This window comes from Algoriphagus sp., from assembly GCF_030694375.1.
Lineage (GTDB): Bacteria > Bacteroidota > Bacteroidia > Cytophagales > Cyclobacteriaceae > Algoriphagus.
On sequence record NZ_JAUXYL010000046.1, the window covers coordinates 23,513 to 41,561 of the forward strand.

An 18,049-nucleotide genomic window follows, 5' to 3' on the forward strand; every position below is an offset into this window, starting at 1 on the left:
AATTAGTATAATGGAAATTGAACCATCCAAGCATTGACTTCTTCCTTGATTTTAGCAAGGCTCGCTTCGTCCGAATGGCTCTTCAAAGCACGGTCGATCAAGCCGACGATTTTTCGCATATCGTCTTCTTTCAGTCCCCGAGTAGTCACAGCAGCGGTCCCGACCCGCATTCCCGAAGTCACAAAAGGCGACTTGGTATCGAATGGAACCATGTTTTTATTAATCGTAATGTCAACTTTCCCGAGTGTTTCCTCAGCAAGCTTTCCCGTCAGGTCTTTATTTCTCAGGTCTATTAGCATCAGGTGATTGTCTGTCCCACCAGAAATAATCTGGTATCCACGACTTACGAACTCTTCTGCCATAATGGATGCATTCTTTTTCACCTGAATGACATAATGCATGTATTCGTCAGAGAGTGCTTCTTCAAATGCTATCGCTTTTGCAGCAATAATATGCTCCAAAGGTCCACCCTGAGTGCCCGGAAATACCCCCATATCAAGCAACGCGGACATCTTTCTTACTTCTCCCTTTGGCGTAGTCAGTCCCCAAGGATTGTCAAAGTCTTCCCTCATCAAAATCAATCCCCCTCTTGGACCTCTTAAGGTTTTGTGGGTCGTAGTGGTCACTATATGACAATACTCCAAAGGATCATTCAAAAGTCCCCTTGCGATCAATCCCGATGGGTGGGAAATGTCCGCAAGCAAAATTGCTCCAACCTCGTCGGCAATTTCTCTCAGCCTCTCGTAGTCCCAGTCTCTGGAATAGGCCGAGGCTCCACAGATCAACATCTTGGGCTTTACTTCTAGCGCCTTTTCTTCGACTTTATCGTAATCGATCACGCCTGTCTCTTCTTCTACACCATAAAAATTCGCCTGGTATAATTTACCAGAAAAGTTAACCGGTGATCCATGGGTAAGGTGTCCCCCATGAGAAAGGTCAAATCCAAGAATCGGGTCACCTGCCTTCAGACAAGCCAAAAAAACTGCAGCATTAGCTTGAGCACCGGAGTGCGGCTGAACATTAGCCCAAGTCGCTCCAAATAACTTCTTAGCACGGTCGATGGCAAGCTGCTCTATTTCATCTACTACTTCACAGCCACCATAATAGCGCTTACCAGGCAAGCCCTCGGCATATTTATTGGTCAGGACGCTTCCAGCTGCCTCCATCACTTGTTTACTTGTAAAGTTTTCGGAAGCAATCAGTTCGATGCCTCTTTTTTGTCTGTCTTCTTCTCTAGCAATAAGGTCGAAAACAAGCGAATCTCTTTTCATAATCAGGGGTTTGAAAGCAAGGTATATCTGTCGGCTGCAATCCGTCAGTTTTGAAAACGAGTCCAAAAATAACCTGAAAGTCCCTATAATCCAATGTGAAAAAGCGCTTGAAAAGTGGTATAGAGATAAAGTTGAAAAGTAATTGGTTATTGTATCACAATTCTCTTGATATTCAAAGGGTTAGAATCTTTGTAAAAGATGAAAGCTTAATTCACACAACTCGGAAAAATGTAATTGTCATGAAAATACCGCTAAGCCTAAGTGCATTTCATGAATCTTACATCGTAATTTTAATTCATGTTTGATTTCAAGTATCAGCCTGAAAAATATTTTAAGGGAGAGTCCAATTCTGTCTTACTGGTGCGCCTCCACTATCCCGAAAGTACCTGGGGTGAGCAAATATCCCTCTATGCTCATTTACTGGAAGGAAAAGTCCAGTTTGAAGCAGTGGATTTTTATGGAAATGAGTATCTACTCTATCCGAGTAGTGCTTGGGAACCTCTTTCTTTTGAAGATTTGATCTATCTGATCGAAGGAATGCAAGTAAATCAGGATTCAATGGAAGGAAATATCGCCTTGGTATTAGACGGCATTCCAGAAGCTGAGAGTGAGTTTTACCCGGAGCTCAAAACCTATTTTGTGGAAAAACGAAAAAATTTTGGCTTGGACTAGAAATCCAGCAAAGCCTGGCGATGCCCTGACATTTGCTGGCTTTTAAACCAATATTCGTAGGTATCAAAATCAAGACAATCGCATAGTTCTATTCCCTGAAAAAAAATATTCTTCAGGTAACTGACCGGAATAAATGATTTAAGCGAGCGGGCTTGATCTACCGTGAGCTGTGAAAGTTGTATCCACTTTTTACCTTCAATAAAAATAGGTGTCAATTTAGTCATACGGAATAGTTTAATTCATGCCAAAAGTATGCTGATATTCAAGACCATACAATAAATCAGAATTATTTCTATGTTAATTAAAAATAAGTTTCAACATATTCGGGGATGATTGGGGTAATCCTTGCAATTAGCAGTCTTTTTTTAGGTCTATTTCTTCAGAAAGCGCCAGGTTTTCCGAGAAATACTGCATCAAGGTGGGTTCAGGCCTATTTGATCAATATGGTCTTGCCTGCCTTAGCCTTACTCTACATTCCCGAAATCAAACCTTCCTGGGGCTTACTCATTCCGATTTCTGCAGCTTGGTTTACTTTTTTCGGCTCTTGGGCGCTGTTTGGCTTTCTTGGAAAAAGATACAACTGGGGCCGAAATACCACCGGCTGCCTGATCATCGTAGCAGGATTGGCAAATACATCATTTTTGGGATTTCCGGTGATTGAAGGCCTATACGGAAAAGCAGGATTACCTACTGCATTGCTGATTGATCAAGGAGGTTCTTTTTTGATCGTCTCCTCACTTTCGATTTTGGTGGGTTCCCTATATGGAAATCACAGCGAAAGCCTGCGAAAAGTACCTCTCAAAATCCTCAAATTTCCTCCATTTGGTTTTCTTGTCGGCACCTTGATCATGAGTTTCCTCAATCTAAAAACTCCCGAACTCCTCATTCCGCTTCTCCAACTCATCGGGAAAACGATGCCTCCAATGGCGCTCTTGGCGATTGGTTTAAAGTTCACAGTGGATAGGCGCTCACTGGCCTCACGGTTTTTCTGGTACGGATTGGGGTACAGACTTATACTTGCTCCGGCCGTAGTTTGGATGATCTATCGGAATTTCCTACCTGCAGATTCATTGGACTTAAAAGTAACGGTATTAGAAAGCGGCATGGCTCCTATGATCACAGGATCAATCGTTGCGATGCAGTTTGGACTTCAGCCAAGGCTTGCCACGCTGCTTTCAGGATTGGGTATGCCGATTTCGGCAATAAGCCTGTTGATTTGGTATTTTCTTTTGGGCTAACTAGCCCCAAAACTCATTTAGTACTTTCAGAAAATCAGCGTGAATTTTACCATTGCTCGCTACGATTTTTCTGCCAAACACAAAATCATTTCCACCTTCGAAATCAGTCACCATTCCTCCTGCCTCCTGCACGATCAATGCTCCGGCAGCTACATCATAGGAATTGAGGTTGTACTCAAAAAACCCCTCAGTTCGTCCTGAGGCCACATAACAAAGATCTACTGCAGCCGACCCAAGTCTCCTCAGGCCATGCGTTTTCTGCATGAGGGATTTCATGGTAGCCAAATACTTATCGATCAGCTCAAAGTTGTAATAGGGAAAACCCGTAGCAATAAGAGAAGCCGAAAGATCAGGGGCTGTACTTACTTTGATTCTTGTGTCGTTGCAATAAGCCCCTCCACCTTTCATGGCATAAAAACACTCATGTCGGTTGACCTCATAGACCACGCCAAGGATAAGGTCTTCATTTTCCATCAAGGCAATACTCACCGCAAATACAGGGATGTTATGGATAAAATTAGTAGTCCCATCCAAAGGGTCAATGACCCAATTGTATACTTCTCCTTTGGTAGTATTGGTGCCTTCCTCTGTAATAAATCCTGCCTCAGGCAAGATCAAGCTCAACCGATCTACAATTTGTCGCTCTGCTTCCTTATCCACATACGAAACCAAATCATTGAAGCCTTTATGCTCCACCTTTTCCACACTAAAGTGCTGACGTTCCTTTCTTATAAATGCTCCAACTTCTTTCGCTATTTCCTGAGTTTGTTCTACTAATTGAGTAAGCTTTTCTTGGGTAATCATTCGTTTTGGTAGTGATTTAATGTTTGAAGCCGAACTAAAACTGAGGTGAAAATTAATTATTTAATTAATTAAAATGAAGCTTTTCGGTAGAAAATTAAGTAGTCTGATTGCGCGATTCCCGTTTTTCGCTTTTCCCTGCAATCACCAAAACAATTTCACCTTTGATCGGGTGGGTTTGATAGTACTCAATTAGTTCTTCCAAAGTTCCCCGCACATTCTCTTCGTGCAGTTTGGTCAATTCTCTTGATACACATCCTTGCCGAGTTGGGCCAAAGGCCTCGGCAAGTTGCTCCAAAGTTTTCATCAGTCGATGAGTGGATTCATATAGGATGATCGTTCGGGTCTCTTCCATCAGCGATTCGATTCTGGTTTTCCGCCCTTTTTTATGTGGCAAAAATCCTTCAAAAACGAATCGGTCATTGGGAAGGCCACTATTGACCAAGGCAGGAACGAAGGCTGTTGGGCCGGGGAGGCATTGCACGTCCAAACCCGAAGCAAGAACCGCTCTTACCAGTAAAAACCCGGGGTCTGATATTGCCGGAGTTCCTGCGTCACTGACCAAGGCAAAAATTTCCCCACGCTTCATCCGCTCCACCAATTTTTCGGCGGCTTTATGCTCATTGAAAATATGGTAGCTCTGAAGCGGTTTGGAGATATCGAGGTGTTTGAGCAGGATTCCACTCGTCCGAGTATCTTCTGCAAGAATTACATCCACAGACTTCAGTACTTCAATTGCACGTAAGGTAATGTCCTTCAGATTGCCAATCGGAGTTGGCACAAGATAAAGACTGATGGGAGAATCACTCATTCCTAAATTTCGTCGATTGCTTTGGCCAATTTACGGTCTTTTTCGGTCACGGTGTTACCCTTATCATGTGTGGTCAATTCGATATCCACGGTATTATACACGTTAGACCAATTCGGGTGATGGTTGTGCTTTTCCGCCAAAAATGCGACACGCGTCATAAATGCAAACGCTTCCTGAAAATCAGAAAACTTGAATGACTTTGTCAATTTGTTATTTTTCTCAACCCACATAGCTTTAATTTTTTAAAGTGAAATTACTCCTTCGATCGATGAGGCTTTCTCATAGATTTCAATAATCTGATCCGCACTGTCCATCATTGCTTTGATTGTTGCACTGACGTATTTTCCTCCTGAGCTTGGTTTAAGAGCTATTTCATTTTTCGGAAATAGAAGGCCAATTTCAGTTTCTTTTCCGTTTGGCACAATGAACTTGAACATATATAACATGGGAAACTGACCCGCAGATTCTAATTTATCCTTGAATGCTGCTTTGTTAAACTTGCTATCCATACTCAAACTTACTTTTTTCTTTTCAGAAGTGATCTTAAACAAAAAAACCCATGCCTTGCGACATGGGTTCCTTTTGCTAGGTTATTTTAATAAAATTTGTATCTGTAGTCTTTCACATCAGCCAAATCCTGCAAGGCCATCATGATCTGATAGGTCATTCGCTGTGAACCTGACTGACTCATCTGAGCCTGATAGGAGGTGTAATCGCCAATCTCAGTGGAAGGAGTGAGGTTATTCAATCTTCCTACCAATATTCCGATATCTTCCTGAACAGGCTTGGTAAGTTGACCTGACGCTTTGAGCCCAAAGATAGATCCTATCGCTTTTGGAGCAAAACCAACTCCGGGAATCACGGAAGCACTCAGCCTCAAATCAGGAATATCATTGATTGCACCATCGGCAAAGACTGCCTTCATTTCTTCCAATGTGGTCTTTCCAGCCAACTTTTCAGCGATCATTGCTGCTTTCTTTTCATTTCTAACTTGCTGCTCCACTTGCTCTCTTACGTCTTCAAGCTTTGCTTTGCCTTCCTCTTTTTTACTCACCACAGAAGCAACCACGTAGGAATTGTCCAGTTCAAAAACCTTGGAGACTTTGCCTGGTGCGCCTTCTCCAAAAACCCAAATGATTACTTCACGGGCATTTTGCAGGTTGTTAAGGTTTCTGGAAGTTGCATCAATATTATTAGCCTGAAGGATTCGGTATCCTTTGTCAGTGGCATTCGCAGTGAATTCATTTCTGTTACCACTTTCCGCAGCAAAGGAATCCGCATTTCTGAATGCTTCATTTCTGGTTGCATCGGAGGCACCCAATTCCAACTCTAAAACAGCCAATTTGGTATAGCTTGAATTAGGAAGCTCAGTCACTTCGATGATATGGTAGCCATATTCTGTCTCTACCACATTTGGCAATAAGCCTTTTGATTTAGCAGCGTATGCAGCATTGGCAAAAGGCTCAACAAAATCTGCTTTGGCAAACCAACCCAAGTCACCACCGTTTTGTGCGGTACCATCTTGTCCATATTGACTGGCTGCTTGCGCAAAATTCCCATTTGCTTTGATGTCTGCCAAGACTCCTTCTGCTTGAGATTTTACAGCAGCTTTGCCAGCATCGTCCATTCCTTCAGTGCCAAAGAGAATATGAGAAGCTCTCATTCTCGGAGTACCTTCATATTGGTCTGTAACCTTATAAGTCACATAGGTAGAGTTGGCCGTTACATAAGGCCCATAAGCCTGTCCTTTTACCGGTTCAGCAACATTGGTTGTGAGGCTGGTCGGAAGCATGTCCCCCGGTCTGAAGGTGATAAATGGATTTTGAATCTCTGAATTTCGACTCACAAAAGCCGAATCATTTTCTGAGGTCTTAAGCTCCTCAGACAATTCATTCATTCTGGAAATGACTTCCAATGAATCCTGTCCACTCGGCAAAATACTAAAAGATACATATTCGATATTGGCAGTATTACCTACCCGAAACTTATCCTGATTTTTGCTTAAATAGGCAGTCAACTCTTTTTCCTCGATTTTGACGTCTCCATCTGGAATCACATAGTATGGAATGTAAAGAATGGAAGCATCTGCAATGGTGTTTGCCGCTTTATGCTCCAGCTTCGCTTCCGCAGTGGTGAAATATTCAGACGTTGCCAATAAGTTATCGTACTTGATCCGCAGTCTTGCCTGGGCAAAGAGTTGCTCCTGTTGCGCCCATCCAGCCTGCTGCGCAGGGTCTGCCGTCTCTAAAGACTGTAGGAAAGCGATCAGTTGATTTTTGTCAAATTGGCCGGTCTGCGGATTTACCAGCTGAGCTCTCAGCTCAGGCACGATATTTTTTCCCTGGACCATGTCCACCAATTCGGCACTTGACACTGTCAGGCCGAGCTTCTGGTATTCCTCGTCAAATACTCGCTCCACGATCATGGCTTGCCAAGCCTGCTCTCGTACTGAGACCATTTCAGGTTCGGAAGGTATCCTGCCGGTACGTTGTTGAAACATCCCTTTGAATTCTTCCACCTTGAGTGAATACTCTTCAAGCGTGATATCTTCTCCTGCTATTTCACCAACAATATTTTTATTGGAACTGAGCAGACTGGAATTTGGGCTCAAAAGGTCACCACCGAGAAGGAATAGAATCAACCCGCCGGCAATTACACCGATCATGAGTCCTGTCCGCTGTCTAATTTGTTTAATTAACGCCATTTTATAGTACTACGCTTTTTAGAAGTGTCGCAAAATAATAGCATTAGGGGCGAAATTCAAAATTTAACTCAGAACAAAGTCTGAGCTATGCATTGGATGATTCGTTGATTTTCAGTCGTACAGTCTCGATCCGGTGGGCGAGCTTGGTCATAATCGTGAACGTATATCGTTCGAAAACGACAGTATCTCCTTTGTTGGGAAGATTCTCCGTGAGCGATAAAATCAGCCCTGACAGGGTCTCAAAGTCTCCATAGGGCAAATCCCACCCGTATTTATCGTTGAGGTAGTCAATTTCATGACGGGCGCTCAGCAAGTATTCATCTTCGCTGATTTTCTGTTGGATCAATTCATCGTTGTCATATTCGTCGTCGATTTCTCCAAAAATTTCTTCAATAATATCTTCCATTGAAACTATTCCGCTGGTACCTCCAAACTCATCCACCACCAAAGCGAGGCTTTTACGCTCTTGGATAAACTGGATCAGGAGTTCGTTTGCGAGTGCAGACTCCGGGGCGATGATAATCGGAGTCAGAATTTCCTCAATTGTCTTCGGCTTTCGAAAAAGCTCCAGCTGATGGCAATAACCGATCACTTCATCGATGGTTTCGCGATAGACGATTATTTTGGAATGCCCGCTTTCCTCGAATACCTTCTTTAGCTCCCCGATGCTGTCATCTACCTCTACTGCTACGATATCTGTCCGTGGTATCATGCATTCTCTGATTCGGACCGTCTTAAACTCAATGGCATTATCAAAAATCTTGGAGTCGATCTCCATTTTTTTATGGTTGGAATTGGCCTGACGGAAATGCTCCTTGATAAAGGCGTTTAGATCAGTCACTTTAAAGACGGGCTTTTCTTCATTGTATTCCAATCGAAGGACCTTGGTGATGAACACTCTCGATAGGCTGACAATCAACCAGACTATGGGATACATGAGGTAATAAATCCCAAAAAATGGCAGAGCAAACAGTGAAAGCAGGCTATTGGGATTCAGCATGAAGAAGCTTTTCGGGAGAAATTCTCCAGTAATCAGCACCACAAAGGTTGAGATCACAGTCTGAGAAAGCAAAATAACCGCCTCATTATTCAAGGATTCCGGAAGCAGATTTCGGATGGGTTGGTCCAGCAAAAACGCCATAAAAATACCGTAGAGAACGAGCATGATCGTGTTACCAATCAAGGTTGTTCCGATAAATTGACCGGGCTTCTGCACAAATTGGCTTAGCACCTTGCCGCTAAGAAGTCCCTGTTTATTCTGAAGTTCAATCTGTAGTTTATTGGCAGATATGTAGGCAATCTCCATTCCGGAGAAGAACGCGGAAAAAATCAACGTCACAATGACATATAATAGATAAGTAGTGTCCATGCTCAGCGTTTCTTCTTTTGTTTTGGTTTTGGCGGTGTCCCTTTTTCAGCAGCCAGCACTTTGTTTCGTCGCAGTTGAAACCAAAATAACAAGGCTGCTGCAAACATAAATATAAAGTAGGAGCCACCTATTCCTACAGTCATACTTTGATGAATTCCAATTATACTTAAGGCTAAAGCCAAGGAAAGGATCAATACATCTCCAAGTTTCATCTGTTTATAATTTGTTTTTTAAAAGGCCACATAGCCTGTCCCGATTTTTCTTCGGGAGAATCTTCGCTTGAGGGATAATCATTCCTCTGTGTGACACCGCAGGGGGCATGCTCGATTTCATATTCCTTCTCCGGGTAAGAGGGTTCGGCTATCCCGTACTTCTTTCAGACTGTAAACAGAAAAACTGTCGTCCGCTTCCATTCCAGTGCCATTAAAGAGCGTTTGTTTGTCCTGAATAGTCACAAACTTTTCAGTGTAAATTTTCTTTTCTGCCTGATTCCAAAAGATTTCCTCTGATTGCAGGCTTTGGTCTTTCAGCAGGTTTTTTATCTGCACATTGCCTTCCCCGCGATACAGGTTTTCATTTTTCAAATAATATCCGCGATCTGCCCGCATAGTGGTTTCGAGTTGGCCGTCTTTGGTGAAGAATTTAATTTCAATCCCCTCAGGGAATTCTTCATTGCCATTCAAAAACTGTAAATTTTTTGCAGCGGTGATCTCAGATCGCACAATTGCCGAATCACTATGAACCAAAAAAATGTTTGTTGCCGAGTTGATAGGCCCATCATAGACCATCAATTCATCCAGGTCTACACTTTCCCGGCAGGAAATCAAAAATGATCCCAAAAGGATCAATCGAAAGAAAAAGCGATACCTCATTACAATTCAAAGATAAGTGAATAGTCTTAAAATCGGGCTAACGAAAAAAGGCAGCCCAAAGACTGCCTTTATATAATTGAATTGTGAAAATTAATCTCTCGTAGCTAACGTTACTGTCTCACCTATCCAGCATCCCGTGCTAATACTTGCACCGGGCTGAAAGCCTTCGGTGAACAATTCTTCTTTGGAAGGGAATCTAGCCCTAGCTTCTCCCATGCCTTTTGAATCTCCGGCTTTTTGGTATGCCCCGTAAGCTGCAATAAAAATTGACTGGTCTTTTGCTCTGCTTTCACCACCTCTACAATCATTACTGGAAGACATATACAAATCCCCAATTAACGAATAAGCTGAAGCTGTCAATTCCGGGTCCAAAGCTGCTGCTTCTCTTGCAGCAGTTCTAGCCTGAGACTTTTTCCCAGCTCTAGTATAGATTTTAGCCAATTCAAATTGGATTTCCCCCTTCTGCTTGTTGTTTTCAGCCAAAGTAATGGCTTTCATCAGGACCGGCTCAGCTTTGTCAAATTCCCCGGCAGACATGTATTTCATTGCTCTTACCTGGGAGGTCGCAAAGGTTGGGTTTTTGGAGTCAATAAACTCCAAGGCCGCCATAAATGAATTGGAAGAATAACACTTGTACTGTACAGAATACTTGAAGATTTGATTGGCCAGTTCTTCGTTGGTTGGATCAGCCTTCAACTTTGGCCCCATGGTATTTTCGATGAAATTACAGTCGATCAATTCCATGTTGACCAAGATCGTCTCAAGAGTCGATTTTGAAGAGGTAACATCTGTTCCTTGTGCAGCTGCCTCATCCAACAACGCATTCGCTTTATCATAGATGGCAAGAACTTGCTCTCCGGTGTAGGCTTTATTATACGCATTGTTTCGATAAACCAAATCGAAATAAGCGGCAACCAGCTGATGATTACTTATGGTTCCGTTTAGTTCAATGGCTTTTTCAAAATCCGCAACTACCGCCGGAATTCTGGTTTTGTCTCCTTTGAAAAAAACATAGCCATAATAGGCTTTGTTTTCGATCCACTTTGCCTCGTTATTGTAAATCTTTCCTCTTTTTTCGTAAAGAGCCATCACACTATCCTGATAAACCAACTTCTGCGCGGCATCGGCTGTCTTATCGGCCGCTCCCTTATAAATCGCAGTACCATTGATATAAATGGACTCATTTAATTCAGGAGTATTTACAAGCAGCCAATGCAGCGGCTTGGTAGCTTCCACAAACTGCTCAGACTTCATGTAGTCAGTGTAGGCAGCATTGAGCTCTCTTGCTTTTGCTTCCTGTGCAGGATCGGCAGGCCAGTTCCAGCCATCCTGTGCTTGAACCAACCCGGAGAGCAGCATGGCCCCCATTACCAGAAGTGTTGATTTAATTTTCATATTCAGTAAGGTTTTATTCGGTTTCTTTGGTTTGATTCCTATTATACTATTGATATTACAAGTATTGGGCCTTGTTTTCCCTTGATTTCTTAAATTATGTTATTCGAATACTCTTTTGTAAAACCAGCTGTTGTCGTTCAGAGAAAAACCAAGCGTGAAATTTACATAGTTTTCTCTAATCAACCCAGCATCCAAGGTTCCTCTTTGTCCTACTTTAAACGCCAAATTCATCATGGATAGCTGATTGAGGTAAAGCGATGATCCCAGCGAAATTCCGATATCGTTAATATTGGTTTGATTTAAGAAATACGGAGTTTGCATCCATTCCAGACCTATGCGGTATGTTCCTCTTTTTAATAAGTTGTCAAACGACAGATAATCCGGCACCATTTGGAATCCCAAAGCAAGTTTTTTGGTGGCCTGAAGATCCAAAGGGTCTCCAAAGAAGTTTCGATATTCTGTAAAATCCTGGAATTGTCCTTCGAGGGTTAGCGCCAGTTTATTCATTTTCTCAAAGGTCAACCCAAATCCGAGACGATTGGGGATATAGACACTTCCCTTTATGTTATTTGCGATCAGGTCTCCGTCTGTTTTCGGGTCGCTAGCTTGGCCAATTCCGGCTAGTTTTGCAAATCCGGTTCCATTAACGTCCCCAAATTTCTGATAAATGGCGCCAAAATGTAGATTGCTTTTCTCAGAGGTCTTCAATTGGTAGTGAATGCCAACTTTGAAACCTACATCAGATACAGTCAGTCTCTCATAATACTCAGAAGGAGCTCCTACTTCCACTCCTTTATCATCTGTGATGAGCAGTTGATTTGACCGGATGGTAGACCCGAAAAGATAAGATCCGTGAACCCCAATACTAAGATTTTTGGCAAGCAGGTATCCGAAATTGAGATAGGTTTCAGAAATTCCTCCATCGCCTGTCAAAAAATTATTCGCCTTTAAATCAGAATTGTCTACTGCACTTTCCACCCGTAGTCGATAATTGACACCGGTGATTTGACTTAGCCCCATACCGGAGGTAAACTTTCCGGATTTGATCGGAAAAGATAAGGCCAGGTAGGATAGTCCACCCCCATCGACTTGGGAGTTTTCAGTACCGTTATCCACATTGATACTTTTGTAATTAAGCGCTACCTGAAAATTGAAAATGGTATTTCGGGTGGTAAGGGCGGGATTGACATTATTCACCTGCCAGCCGGTGCCATAGCTAATCCCCATTCCTCCCATACCCTGATTTTGGGTAAGGCCAGAATAATTGAACTCTCCGATTCCTAATGCGCTGTAAGTGGAGGCGCTAGTCTGCGCACCGACTTCTGAAAACAATAAAAGAGTGCTTAACACACCCAAGGACTTCAACCAATTTTTAATCGACATTGTGGTTTAGAATAGAATTCAGTCCGTGAAGGACCAAATTTGGGACTACAAATATGTGGTCTTTTGCCAATGATTCAAAAGAAACCGAATCACCTCCGCAGATATATACCTTAATTTCAGGAATTTTAAGACGATAGGCCGCAATTTGGCCTGTCAGTTCAAACTCCACCCCATACCAGATGCCCGCCTGCATACAGGTGATGGTAGAATCTCCGGTAAAATTTTCGGGCTTTTTATTTAAATCAACCAAGGGAAGTCGGGCTGTAAACGAATTCATTGCCTTGGCACGCATTTGCAGACCCGGGCTAATTGCCCCTCCTCTATAGATGGCCAGTTCGTCTACAAATTCGAATGTAATGCAACTTCCCAAGTCAATGGCTAAAACAGGCTTTCTCCCGGCCAAGTCCCAGGCTCCAACAGCTGCTGCAATTCGGTCTAAGCCCAGCGTCTTAGGAGTAGCATACCCGTTCAAAATGGGTAAAACCATACTATAGCTTAGAAAATGGAAAGGAAAAGGGATTTTCTCAGCTAATTCCTCCGAGCTAACGCTTACCGAACTGACAAGACAGGGCCCAAATTCCATGGTCCTCCAAAAAGACAGGGCGGAATCCAAGTCTATAAAAGAGTGGTCCCCAATCAATTCATTTCCCTCAAAGAGTGCAGATTTGATTCGGGAGTTTCCTATGTCTATGACCAAATTTCTCATAAGCCCTGCAAATTAGACATTATTAAAAGGGAGACTTTTCATCGCCAAAAATTATCTTTGATCTGCATCCATACTTAACAATCTTTAACCCATGAACCCTAGCAGCTACAATTTGATTGGATTGATGTCCGGCACCTCCGGAGACGGATTGGATATGGCCTACGTTCATTTTGAGCTAGTAGAAAATTGGAGTTTTGAGATAGAGGAAGCAGTTACCATCCCTTTTCCGCCTGATTTGGGAGAAAAGCTTTCAAAAGCCCATCTTCTTCCCGCGCTTGAATTGGCCCAATTGGATGTGGATTTTGGAAAATGGATGGGAAACCAAGTGAAGGATTTTTGCAGGCAGTTTCAAATTAAGCCACTTGCAGTTGCCTCACATGGACATACGGTATTCCATCAACCGGCCACTGGTCTCAGTCTTCAAATCGGCAATGGCTGGGCGCTTCATCAAGCTTCCGGACAAAAAGTGATCAACGATTTTAGAATGCTCGATGTACAATTGGGTGGGCAGGGTGCGCCTTTGGTTCCGATCGGGGATCAATTACTTTTCCCACATGTTGATTTCTGCATCAATCTGGGAGGGATATCAAATATCTCCATGCAAAAAAATGGTGCCCGAATAGCCTTTGATTGCAGTCCATTCAATCTTTTGCTGAATGCAGCCGCCAATAAACTGGGTAAATCCTATGATGCTGAGGGAGAAATCGCCCGATCAGGCGAAGTCAATCTGACACTTTTTGAAGCACTCAATCGCTTGCCTTTTTACCATAAAAGCTCGGCAAAATCCCTTGGTAGGGAAGATATGGAACGGGATTTTTCCCCTTTGATTACTAAATCCGGACTTAGCCCACAGGATACACTAAGTACTTTAGTGGAGCATTTTGCATTTCAGCTCGCATCCGTAATCAAATCCTTTTCTCAAAAAGATACCCCCACAGTTTTGATCACAGGCGGAGGGGCTTACAACACCTATTTCATTGAGCGTTTGGATCATTACCTGAAGAAAAACTGGCTTCAGATTGATGCAAACTCCGAACTGATTGAATTTAAAGAGGCATTGATTTTTGCTTTCTTGGGAGTTTTAAGACTGCGGAAAGAGATAAACTGTCTTGCTTCTGTCACAGGTGCTTCTGAGGATAATTGCGGGGGTACCCTCTACGGCTGACCGATCATCCGTTGGGCGGTGAGGACTGCGTGGTATTTTTTCTATTTTTGGGGCCTAATATAAACCCAAAGAAGAATGCAGGATCTGCTAGAGAAATTTGAAAACAAAAAACCGGAAATCGTATTTGAGTGGAGTGACTCGGAAACTGAAGCTGAGGGCTGGGTAGTGATCAATTCCCTTCGGGGTGGGGCAGCCGGTGGAGGGACCCGAATGAGAAAAGGACTCGACAAGCGGGAGGTAGAGTCCTTGGCTAAAACCATGGAAGTAAAATTCACTGTCTCAGGTCCTGCTATTGGCGGTGCCAAGTCAGGGATCAACTTTGATCCGGCTGACCCGCGGAAGTCCGGCGTATTGGAGCGTTGGTATAAAGCTGTGATGCCACTATTGAAAAATTATTATGGAACCGGAGGCGATTTGAATGTCGACGAGATTCATGAAGTCATCCCCATCACGGAAGCCTATGGACTTTGGCATCCACAGGAAGGTATTGTCAATGGACATTTTCACGCCAACGAACCACAAAAGATTCGAAAAATCGGTCAGTTAAGACAAGGTGTTTCCAAAGTATTGGAAGATCCAAACTTCACCCCCGACGGATCAAAAAAATATACCGTGGCAGATATGATCACCGGATACGGAGTAGCTGAGGCGGTTTGCCATTTCTATTCAATTTGGGGAGGAGATATCCGCGAAAAGCGGGCGATTATTCAAGGTTGGGGAAATGTGGGAGCCGCCGCTGCCTGTTTTCTCGCCGTGGAAGGCGTGAAAATCGTTGGCATTATCGATCGTGATGGAGGACTGATCAAAGAAGAAGGATTTGATTTGGACGAGATTCGGGAACTATTCATCAAAAGAAATGGCAACAAGTTGGTTTCCGAAAACCTGATCCCTTTCGAAGAGATCAATTCGAAAATCTGGGATTTGAAAAGTGAAATATTTATCCCTGCCGCAGCCTCACGATTACTGACACAGGATCAAGTCTCCCGGATGGTCAATGCGGGCTTGGAAGTAATCTCCTGTGGCGCTAATGTCCCCTTTGCCGACTCCGAAATTTTCTTTGGTCCGATAGGAGTCTGGGCAGACGAGAAAATAGCTGTCATTCCTGACTTTATAGCCAATTGTGGAATGGCCCGGGTTTTTGCATATCTGATGAGTGACGGAGCAGAAGTTACCGATAAAGCCATTTTCTCCGATGTTTCAAAAACTATTAAGAAAGCGATGAAAAAGACATTTTCCGAAAACCCATCCAAAAATAAACTGGCTCAAACCTCCTTTAAAATAGCTTTGACACAACTCGTGTAAAAGGATAGCTAAAGATCCGGGCTAGGAATTAATTTTTCATTAATTCCGGCTCGGGTTCATTTTGAAAGTTGGACAGTTTAGATCAAAATCTGTAGTTTAGTAATCAGCATTTCGCTACGGCACCCCATTAAAATTTGCTTAAATTTCCGGAGAGTAAGACCCTGCATACCAAACCGACCAAATGAAGAAATATCTTATAAGTTTATCCATACTTTTCGGAATATTATTTTTTGGCCTAATTGAACCAACAGATTCCTATGCACTTTCTCAGGAAAATGGCTTGGAACTTATTGCTCAAGCAGACGCCTCTCAAGCTGATTTGGCAGGCTCCTCCTCAGAAATACAGGCTGAGGAAGGAGATCATGACAGTCATATTGCTCCGCTTTGGTTGGTGATCCCTTTTGTCACTTTGCTCCTTATGATCGCCACCGGTCCCCTGTTTTATGAGCACTTTTGGCATCACAATTATCCTAAAATCGCAGTTGGATTTTCGCTCCTTGTGGTATTCTATTATCTTTTTGTACTTGGAAATGTGCACGCTCCAGTTCATGCCTTGGCAGAGTACATCCAGTTCATTGCGTTGCTTGCATCCCTATATGTGGCTTCGGGGGGCATTTTGATAGAGATTGACAAGAAGGCCACACCTATGGCTAACGTTTCTTTATTGCTCATTGGTGCTTTGGTTTCCAACCTGATCGGTACCACCGGTGCATCTATGCTTTTGATCAGGCCTTTTATCCGCCTCAACAAAGGGAATATTCAGCCTTACCATGTGGTGTTTTTTATCCTGATGGTAAGTAATGTGGGTGGTTCATTGACCCCGATCGGAGATCCGCCCTTGTTTTTGGGATTTCTAAAGGGAGTCCCTTTCTTCTGGACTTTGGAACACAACTGGCCTGCTTGGGTATTAGCGTTGTCATTGTTAGCGCTGATTTTCTACTTCGTCGACCGCAAGATGGGTAAAGCAAACGAAGATGAATACACCGAGGAAATAACCTACACCAATAAATTTTCATTCATTGGAATTAAAAATTTCGGCTGGCTTTTTATTATTATCTGTGCCGTATTCCTGGACCCAAATGTGATCGATGGTGTGCCGGCGATCGTCTATGACGGTCAAAAATTTTCATATCTCAGAGAAATCATCATGCTTTCGGTGGCCTTTTTCTCTTATAAATTCGGGGACCAAAAGGCCCTAAAGGGGAATGATTTCAATTTTGAACCGATCCGAGAAGTAGCCTTTATTTTCGTCGGAATTTTTGGAACGATGATGCCCGCACTCGAGCTGGTCGGGAATTTTGCAAAGTCTCCCGAAGGAGCTTCTTTGATTACTGTTAATACTCTCTATTGGGGCACAGGCACACTTTCTGCCGTGTTGGACAATGCACCAACTTACCTTAATTTCCTTGCCGCAGCCATGGCTTCGGAAGGAGCTAACATTAACAGTATCGCTGAAGTAAGAGAATTTGCAAACAATTCGATGAATGATTCGGACACCACCTTCCAATTGGCGGCAATTGCTATTGCATCAGTTTTCTTTGGTGCGATGACTTACATCGGCAATGGTCCAAACTTTATGGTGAAGTCTATCGCCGAGCAAAACGGGATAAAAATGCCATCATTCTTCGGCTACCTGATCCGGTTTACCATCCCGATATTGCTGCCTATTCTGTTTCTGATTTGGCTGGTATTTTTTGCTTTCGTTTAAGTTTTGACCTGAGAATATCGAAAGCAATCCACCAAATGGTCATTCACCAATCCTGTCGCCTGCATGTGGGCATAGATGGTGGTGCTGCCCAAAAATTTGAAGCCGCGTTTTTTGAGATCTTTGGCCAATCGGTCAGACTCAGGAGTGGTGGCCAAAGCTTCGCCCATGGTTCGAAGCGAATTCTGAATGGGTTTTCCTCCGACAAATCCCCAGATGTAGTTTGAAAAGCTCCCAAATTCCTTTTGAATTTCCATAAATCGTTGAGCATTGGTTATGGCTGCCCGGATTTTCAGCACGTTTCGAATAATCCCCGAATCCTGAAGTAATTCCTGTACATAGCTCTCCGGAAATTCTGCTACCACTTGGTAATCAAAATCTGCAAAGGCCCTACGGTATCCCGCTCTTTTCTTCAAAATTGTCGCCCAACTCAGTCCGGCTTGGGCGCTCTCCAAAACTAAAAACTCGAAATGGATCCGGTCATCGTAGACAGGTACACCCCATTCGGTATCGTGATAGCTGACATATTCCGGGAATCCAAGGCACCAAGGGCAGCGGGATTTTTGTTCTGTGGCAGACATAGATATCTTGATTTCCTTAAAAATAGTCAAGAATTGGGTTAAGAATCCTTAAGGGTTTAAATTTTGCCACAATA

19 protein-coding genes are annotated in these 18,049 nt (G+C 43.2%); 5 read left to right on the plus strand and 14 right to left on the minus strand.

Annotation, left to right across the window (positions count from 1 at the left end):
• Positions 1 to 2 precede the first annotated feature (2 nt).
• Entirely contained in the window at positions 3 to 1,271 is a 1,269-nt protein-coding gene (gene glyA, locus Q8M62_RS18820) for a serine hydroxymethyltransferase (RefSeq protein WP_304900253.1), read from the minus strand.
• 297 nt (positions 1,272 to 1,568) lie between these two features.
• Between glyA and Q8M62_RS18825 the strand changes: the two genes are divergently transcribed.
• Positions 1,569 to 1,943 carry a UDP-glucuronosyltransferase gene (locus Q8M62_RS18825; protein ID WP_304900254.1) on the plus strand — a complete coding sequence of 125 codons (375 nt, stop codon included), beginning with the start codon at positions 1,569 to 1,571 and terminating at the stop codon, positions 1,941 to 1,943.
• On the opposite strand, the gene Q8M62_RS18830 is transcribed toward Q8M62_RS18825, so the two are convergent.
• Complete coding sequence (locus Q8M62_RS18830; RefSeq protein ID WP_092727954.1) at positions 1,940 to 2,167, minus strand: hypothetical protein; 228 nt, start codon at positions 2,165 to 2,167, stop codon at positions 1,940 to 1,942. The two genes, Q8M62_RS18825 and Q8M62_RS18830, sit on opposite strands and share 4 nt — an antisense overlap.
• 105 nt (positions 2,168 to 2,272) lie before the next feature.
• On the opposite strand from Q8M62_RS18830, the gene Q8M62_RS18835 reads away from it, so the two are divergent.
• Positions 2,273 to 3,181, plus strand: coding sequence for an AEC family transporter (locus Q8M62_RS18835; RefSeq protein WP_304900255.1), 909 nt, complete (start codon positions 2,273 to 2,275; stop codon positions 3,179 to 3,181).
• On the opposite strand, the gene Q8M62_RS18840 is transcribed toward Q8M62_RS18835, so the two are convergent.
• The 11 genes from Q8M62_RS18840 to Q8M62_RS18890 form a co-directional block, all read right to left on the minus strand.
• Positions 3,182 to 3,985 carry an inositol monophosphatase family protein gene (locus Q8M62_RS18840; RefSeq protein ID WP_304900256.1) on the minus strand — a complete coding sequence of 268 codons (804 nt, stop codon included), beginning with the start codon at positions 3,983 to 3,985 and terminating at the stop codon, positions 3,182 to 3,184.
• Positions 3,986 to 4,079: 94 nt separating this feature from the next.
• Positions 4,080 to 4,793 (minus strand): 16S rRNA (cytidine(1402)-2'-O)-methyltransferase, encoded by a 714-nt coding sequence (gene rsmI / locus Q8M62_RS18845; protein WP_304900257.1) that lies wholly within the window; start codon positions 4,791 to 4,793, stop codon positions 4,080 to 4,082.
• Positions 4,794 to 4,795: 2 nt separating this feature from the next.
• Positions 4,796 to 5,023 carry a 4a-hydroxytetrahydrobiopterin dehydratase gene (locus Q8M62_RS18850; protein ID WP_304900258.1) on the minus strand — a complete coding sequence of 76 codons (228 nt, stop codon included), beginning with the start codon at positions 5,021 to 5,023 and terminating at the stop codon, positions 4,796 to 4,798.
• Between the two features lie 12 nt (positions 5,024 to 5,035).
• Positions 5,036 to 5,302, minus strand: coding sequence for a DUF493 domain-containing protein (locus Q8M62_RS18855; protein ID WP_304900259.1), 267 nt, complete (start codon positions 5,300 to 5,302; stop codon positions 5,036 to 5,038).
• An 86-nt stretch (positions 5,303 to 5,388) separates the two neighbouring features.
• The gene (locus Q8M62_RS18860) at positions 5,389 to 7,497 is read right to left on the minus strand and encodes a SurA N-terminal domain-containing protein (protein WP_304900260.1); all 2,109 of its coding nucleotides are present in this window, start codon (positions 7,495 to 7,497) and stop codon (positions 5,389 to 5,391) included.
• A gap of 85 nt (positions 7,498 to 7,582) precedes the next feature.
• Positions 7,583 to 8,866 carry a hemolysin family protein gene (locus tag Q8M62_RS18865; RefSeq protein WP_304900261.1) on the minus strand — a complete coding sequence of 428 codons (1,284 nt, stop codon included), beginning with the start codon at positions 8,864 to 8,866 and terminating at the stop codon, positions 7,583 to 7,585.
• 2 nt (positions 8,867 to 8,868) lie between these two features.
• Positions 8,869 to 9,078, minus strand: coding sequence for a hypothetical protein (locus Q8M62_RS18870; protein WP_304900262.1), 210 nt, complete (start codon positions 9,076 to 9,078; stop codon positions 8,869 to 8,871).
• Positions 9,079 to 9,195: 117 nt separating this feature from the next.
• Positions 9,196 to 9,738: an LPS export ABC transporter periplasmic protein LptC gene (gene lptC, locus Q8M62_RS18875; RefSeq protein WP_304900263.1), complete on the minus strand. Its 543-nt coding sequence runs from the start codon at positions 9,736 to 9,738 to the stop codon at positions 9,196 to 9,198.
• Between the two features lie 90 nt (positions 9,739 to 9,828).
• Positions 9,829 to 11,133: a hypothetical protein gene (locus Q8M62_RS18880; protein ID WP_304900264.1), complete on the minus strand. Its 1,305-nt coding sequence runs from the start codon at positions 11,131 to 11,133 to the stop codon at positions 9,829 to 9,831.
• Positions 11,134 to 11,232: 99 nt separating this feature from the next.
• On the minus strand, positions 11,233 to 12,516 hold the full coding sequence (locus Q8M62_RS18885; RefSeq protein ID WP_304900265.1) for a hypothetical protein: 1,284 nt from the start codon (positions 12,514 to 12,516) through the stop codon (positions 11,233 to 11,235).
• On the minus strand, positions 12,506 to 13,222 hold the full coding sequence (locus tag Q8M62_RS18890; protein WP_304900266.1) for a type III pantothenate kinase: 717 nt from the start codon (positions 13,220 to 13,222) through the stop codon (positions 12,506 to 12,508). The genes Q8M62_RS18885 and Q8M62_RS18890 overlap by 11 nt, the downstream gene beginning before the upstream one ends.
• Before the next feature lie 91 nt (positions 13,223 to 13,313).
• Here Q8M62_RS18890 and Q8M62_RS18895 point away from each other — a divergent pair, with 91 nt between their 5' ends.
• The 3 genes from Q8M62_RS18895 to Q8M62_RS18905 all read left to right on the plus strand — a co-directional run bounded on the left by Q8M62_RS18895 (position 13,314) and on the right by Q8M62_RS18905 (position 17,397).
• Positions 13,314 to 14,387 (plus strand): anhydro-N-acetylmuramic acid kinase, encoded by a 1,074-nt coding sequence (locus tag Q8M62_RS18895; protein WP_304900267.1) that lies wholly within the window; start codon positions 13,314 to 13,316, stop codon positions 14,385 to 14,387.
• A 75-nt stretch (positions 14,388 to 14,462) separates the two neighbouring features.
• A complete protein-coding gene (locus Q8M62_RS18900; protein WP_304900268.1) occupies positions 14,463 to 15,689 on the plus strand; it encodes a Glu/Leu/Phe/Val dehydrogenase dimerization domain-containing protein in 1,227 nt (408 codons plus the stop codon).
• 181 nt (positions 15,690 to 15,870) lie between these two features.
• Positions 15,871 to 17,397 (plus strand): sodium:proton antiporter, encoded by a 1,527-nt coding sequence (locus Q8M62_RS18905; protein ID WP_304900269.1) that lies wholly within the window; start codon positions 15,871 to 15,873, stop codon positions 17,395 to 17,397.
• On the opposite strand, the gene Q8M62_RS18910 is transcribed toward Q8M62_RS18905, so the two are convergent.
• Positions 17,394 to 17,975, minus strand: coding sequence for a DNA-3-methyladenine glycosylase I (locus Q8M62_RS18910; protein WP_304900270.1), 582 nt, complete (start codon positions 17,973 to 17,975; stop codon positions 17,394 to 17,396). The two genes, Q8M62_RS18905 and Q8M62_RS18910, sit on opposite strands and share 4 nt — an antisense overlap.
• Positions 17,976 to 18,049: the final 74 nt, after the last annotated feature.

What these genes read in the sequence shown, in the direction of transcription:
- glyA (WP_304900253.1), bottom strand. Translation starts at nt 1,271, where the DNA reads ATGAAAAGAGATTCGCTTGTTTTCGACCTTATTGCTAGAGAAGAAGAC.
- Q8M62_RS18825 (WP_304900254.1), top strand. Translation starts at nt 1,569, where the DNA reads ATGTTTGATTTCAAGTATCAGCCTGAAAAATATTTTAAGGGAGAGTCC.
- Q8M62_RS18830 (WP_092727954.1), bottom strand. Translation starts at nt 2,167, where the DNA reads ATGACTAAATTGACACCTATTTTTATTGAAGGTAAAAAGTGGATACAA.
- Q8M62_RS18835 (WP_304900255.1), top strand. Translation starts at nt 2,273, where the DNA reads ATGATTGGGGTAATCCTTGCAATTAGCAGTCTTTTTTTAGGTCTATTT.
- Q8M62_RS18840 (WP_304900256.1), bottom strand. Translation starts at nt 3,985, where the DNA reads ATGATTACCCAAGAAAAGCTTACTCAATTAGTAGAACAAACTCAGGAA.
- rsmI (WP_304900257.1), bottom strand. Translation starts at nt 4,793, where the DNA reads ATGAGTGATTCTCCCATCAGTCTTTATCTTGTGCCAACTCCGATTGGC.
- Q8M62_RS18850 (WP_304900258.1), bottom strand. Translation starts at nt 5,023, where the DNA reads ATGTGGGTTGAGAAAAATAACAAATTGACAAAGTCATTCAAGTTTTCT.
- Q8M62_RS18855 (WP_304900259.1), bottom strand. Translation starts at nt 5,302, where the DNA reads ATGGATAGCAAGTTTAACAAAGCAGCATTCAAGGATAAATTAGAATCT.
- Q8M62_RS18860 (WP_304900260.1), bottom strand. Translation starts at nt 7,497, where the DNA reads ATGGCGTTAATTAAACAAATTAGACAGCGGACAGGACTCATGATCGGT.
- Q8M62_RS18865 (WP_304900261.1), bottom strand. Translation starts at nt 8,866, where the DNA reads ATGGACACTACTTATCTATTATATGTCATTGTGACGTTGATTTTTTCC.
- Q8M62_RS18870 (WP_304900262.1), bottom strand. Translation starts at nt 9,078, where the DNA reads ATGAAACTTGGAGATGTATTGATCCTTTCCTTGGCTTTAGCCTTAAGT.
- lptC (WP_304900263.1), bottom strand. Translation starts at nt 9,738, where the DNA reads ATGAGGTATCGCTTTTTCTTTCGATTGATCCTTTTGGGATCATTTTTG.
- Q8M62_RS18880 (WP_304900264.1), bottom strand. Translation starts at nt 11,133, where the DNA reads ATGAAAATTAAATCAACACTTCTGGTAATGGGGGCCATGCTGCTCTCC.
- Q8M62_RS18885 (WP_304900265.1), bottom strand. Translation starts at nt 12,516, where the DNA reads ATGTCGATTAAAAATTGGTTGAAGTCCTTGGGTGTGTTAAGCACTCTT.
- Q8M62_RS18890 (WP_304900266.1), bottom strand. Translation starts at nt 13,222, where the DNA reads ATGAGAAATTTGGTCATAGACATAGGAAACTCCCGAATCAAATCTGCA.
- Q8M62_RS18895 (WP_304900267.1), top strand. Translation starts at nt 13,314, where the DNA reads ATGAACCCTAGCAGCTACAATTTGATTGGATTGATGTCCGGCACCTCC.
- Q8M62_RS18900 (WP_304900268.1), top strand. Translation starts at nt 14,463, where the DNA reads ATGCAGGATCTGCTAGAGAAATTTGAAAACAAAAAACCGGAAATCGTA.
- Q8M62_RS18905 (WP_304900269.1), top strand. Translation starts at nt 15,871, where the DNA reads ATGAAGAAATATCTTATAAGTTTATCCATACTTTTCGGAATATTATTT.
- Q8M62_RS18910 (WP_304900270.1), bottom strand. Translation starts at nt 17,975, where the DNA reads ATGTCTGCCACAGAACAAAAATCCCGCTGCCCTTGGTGCCTTGGATTC.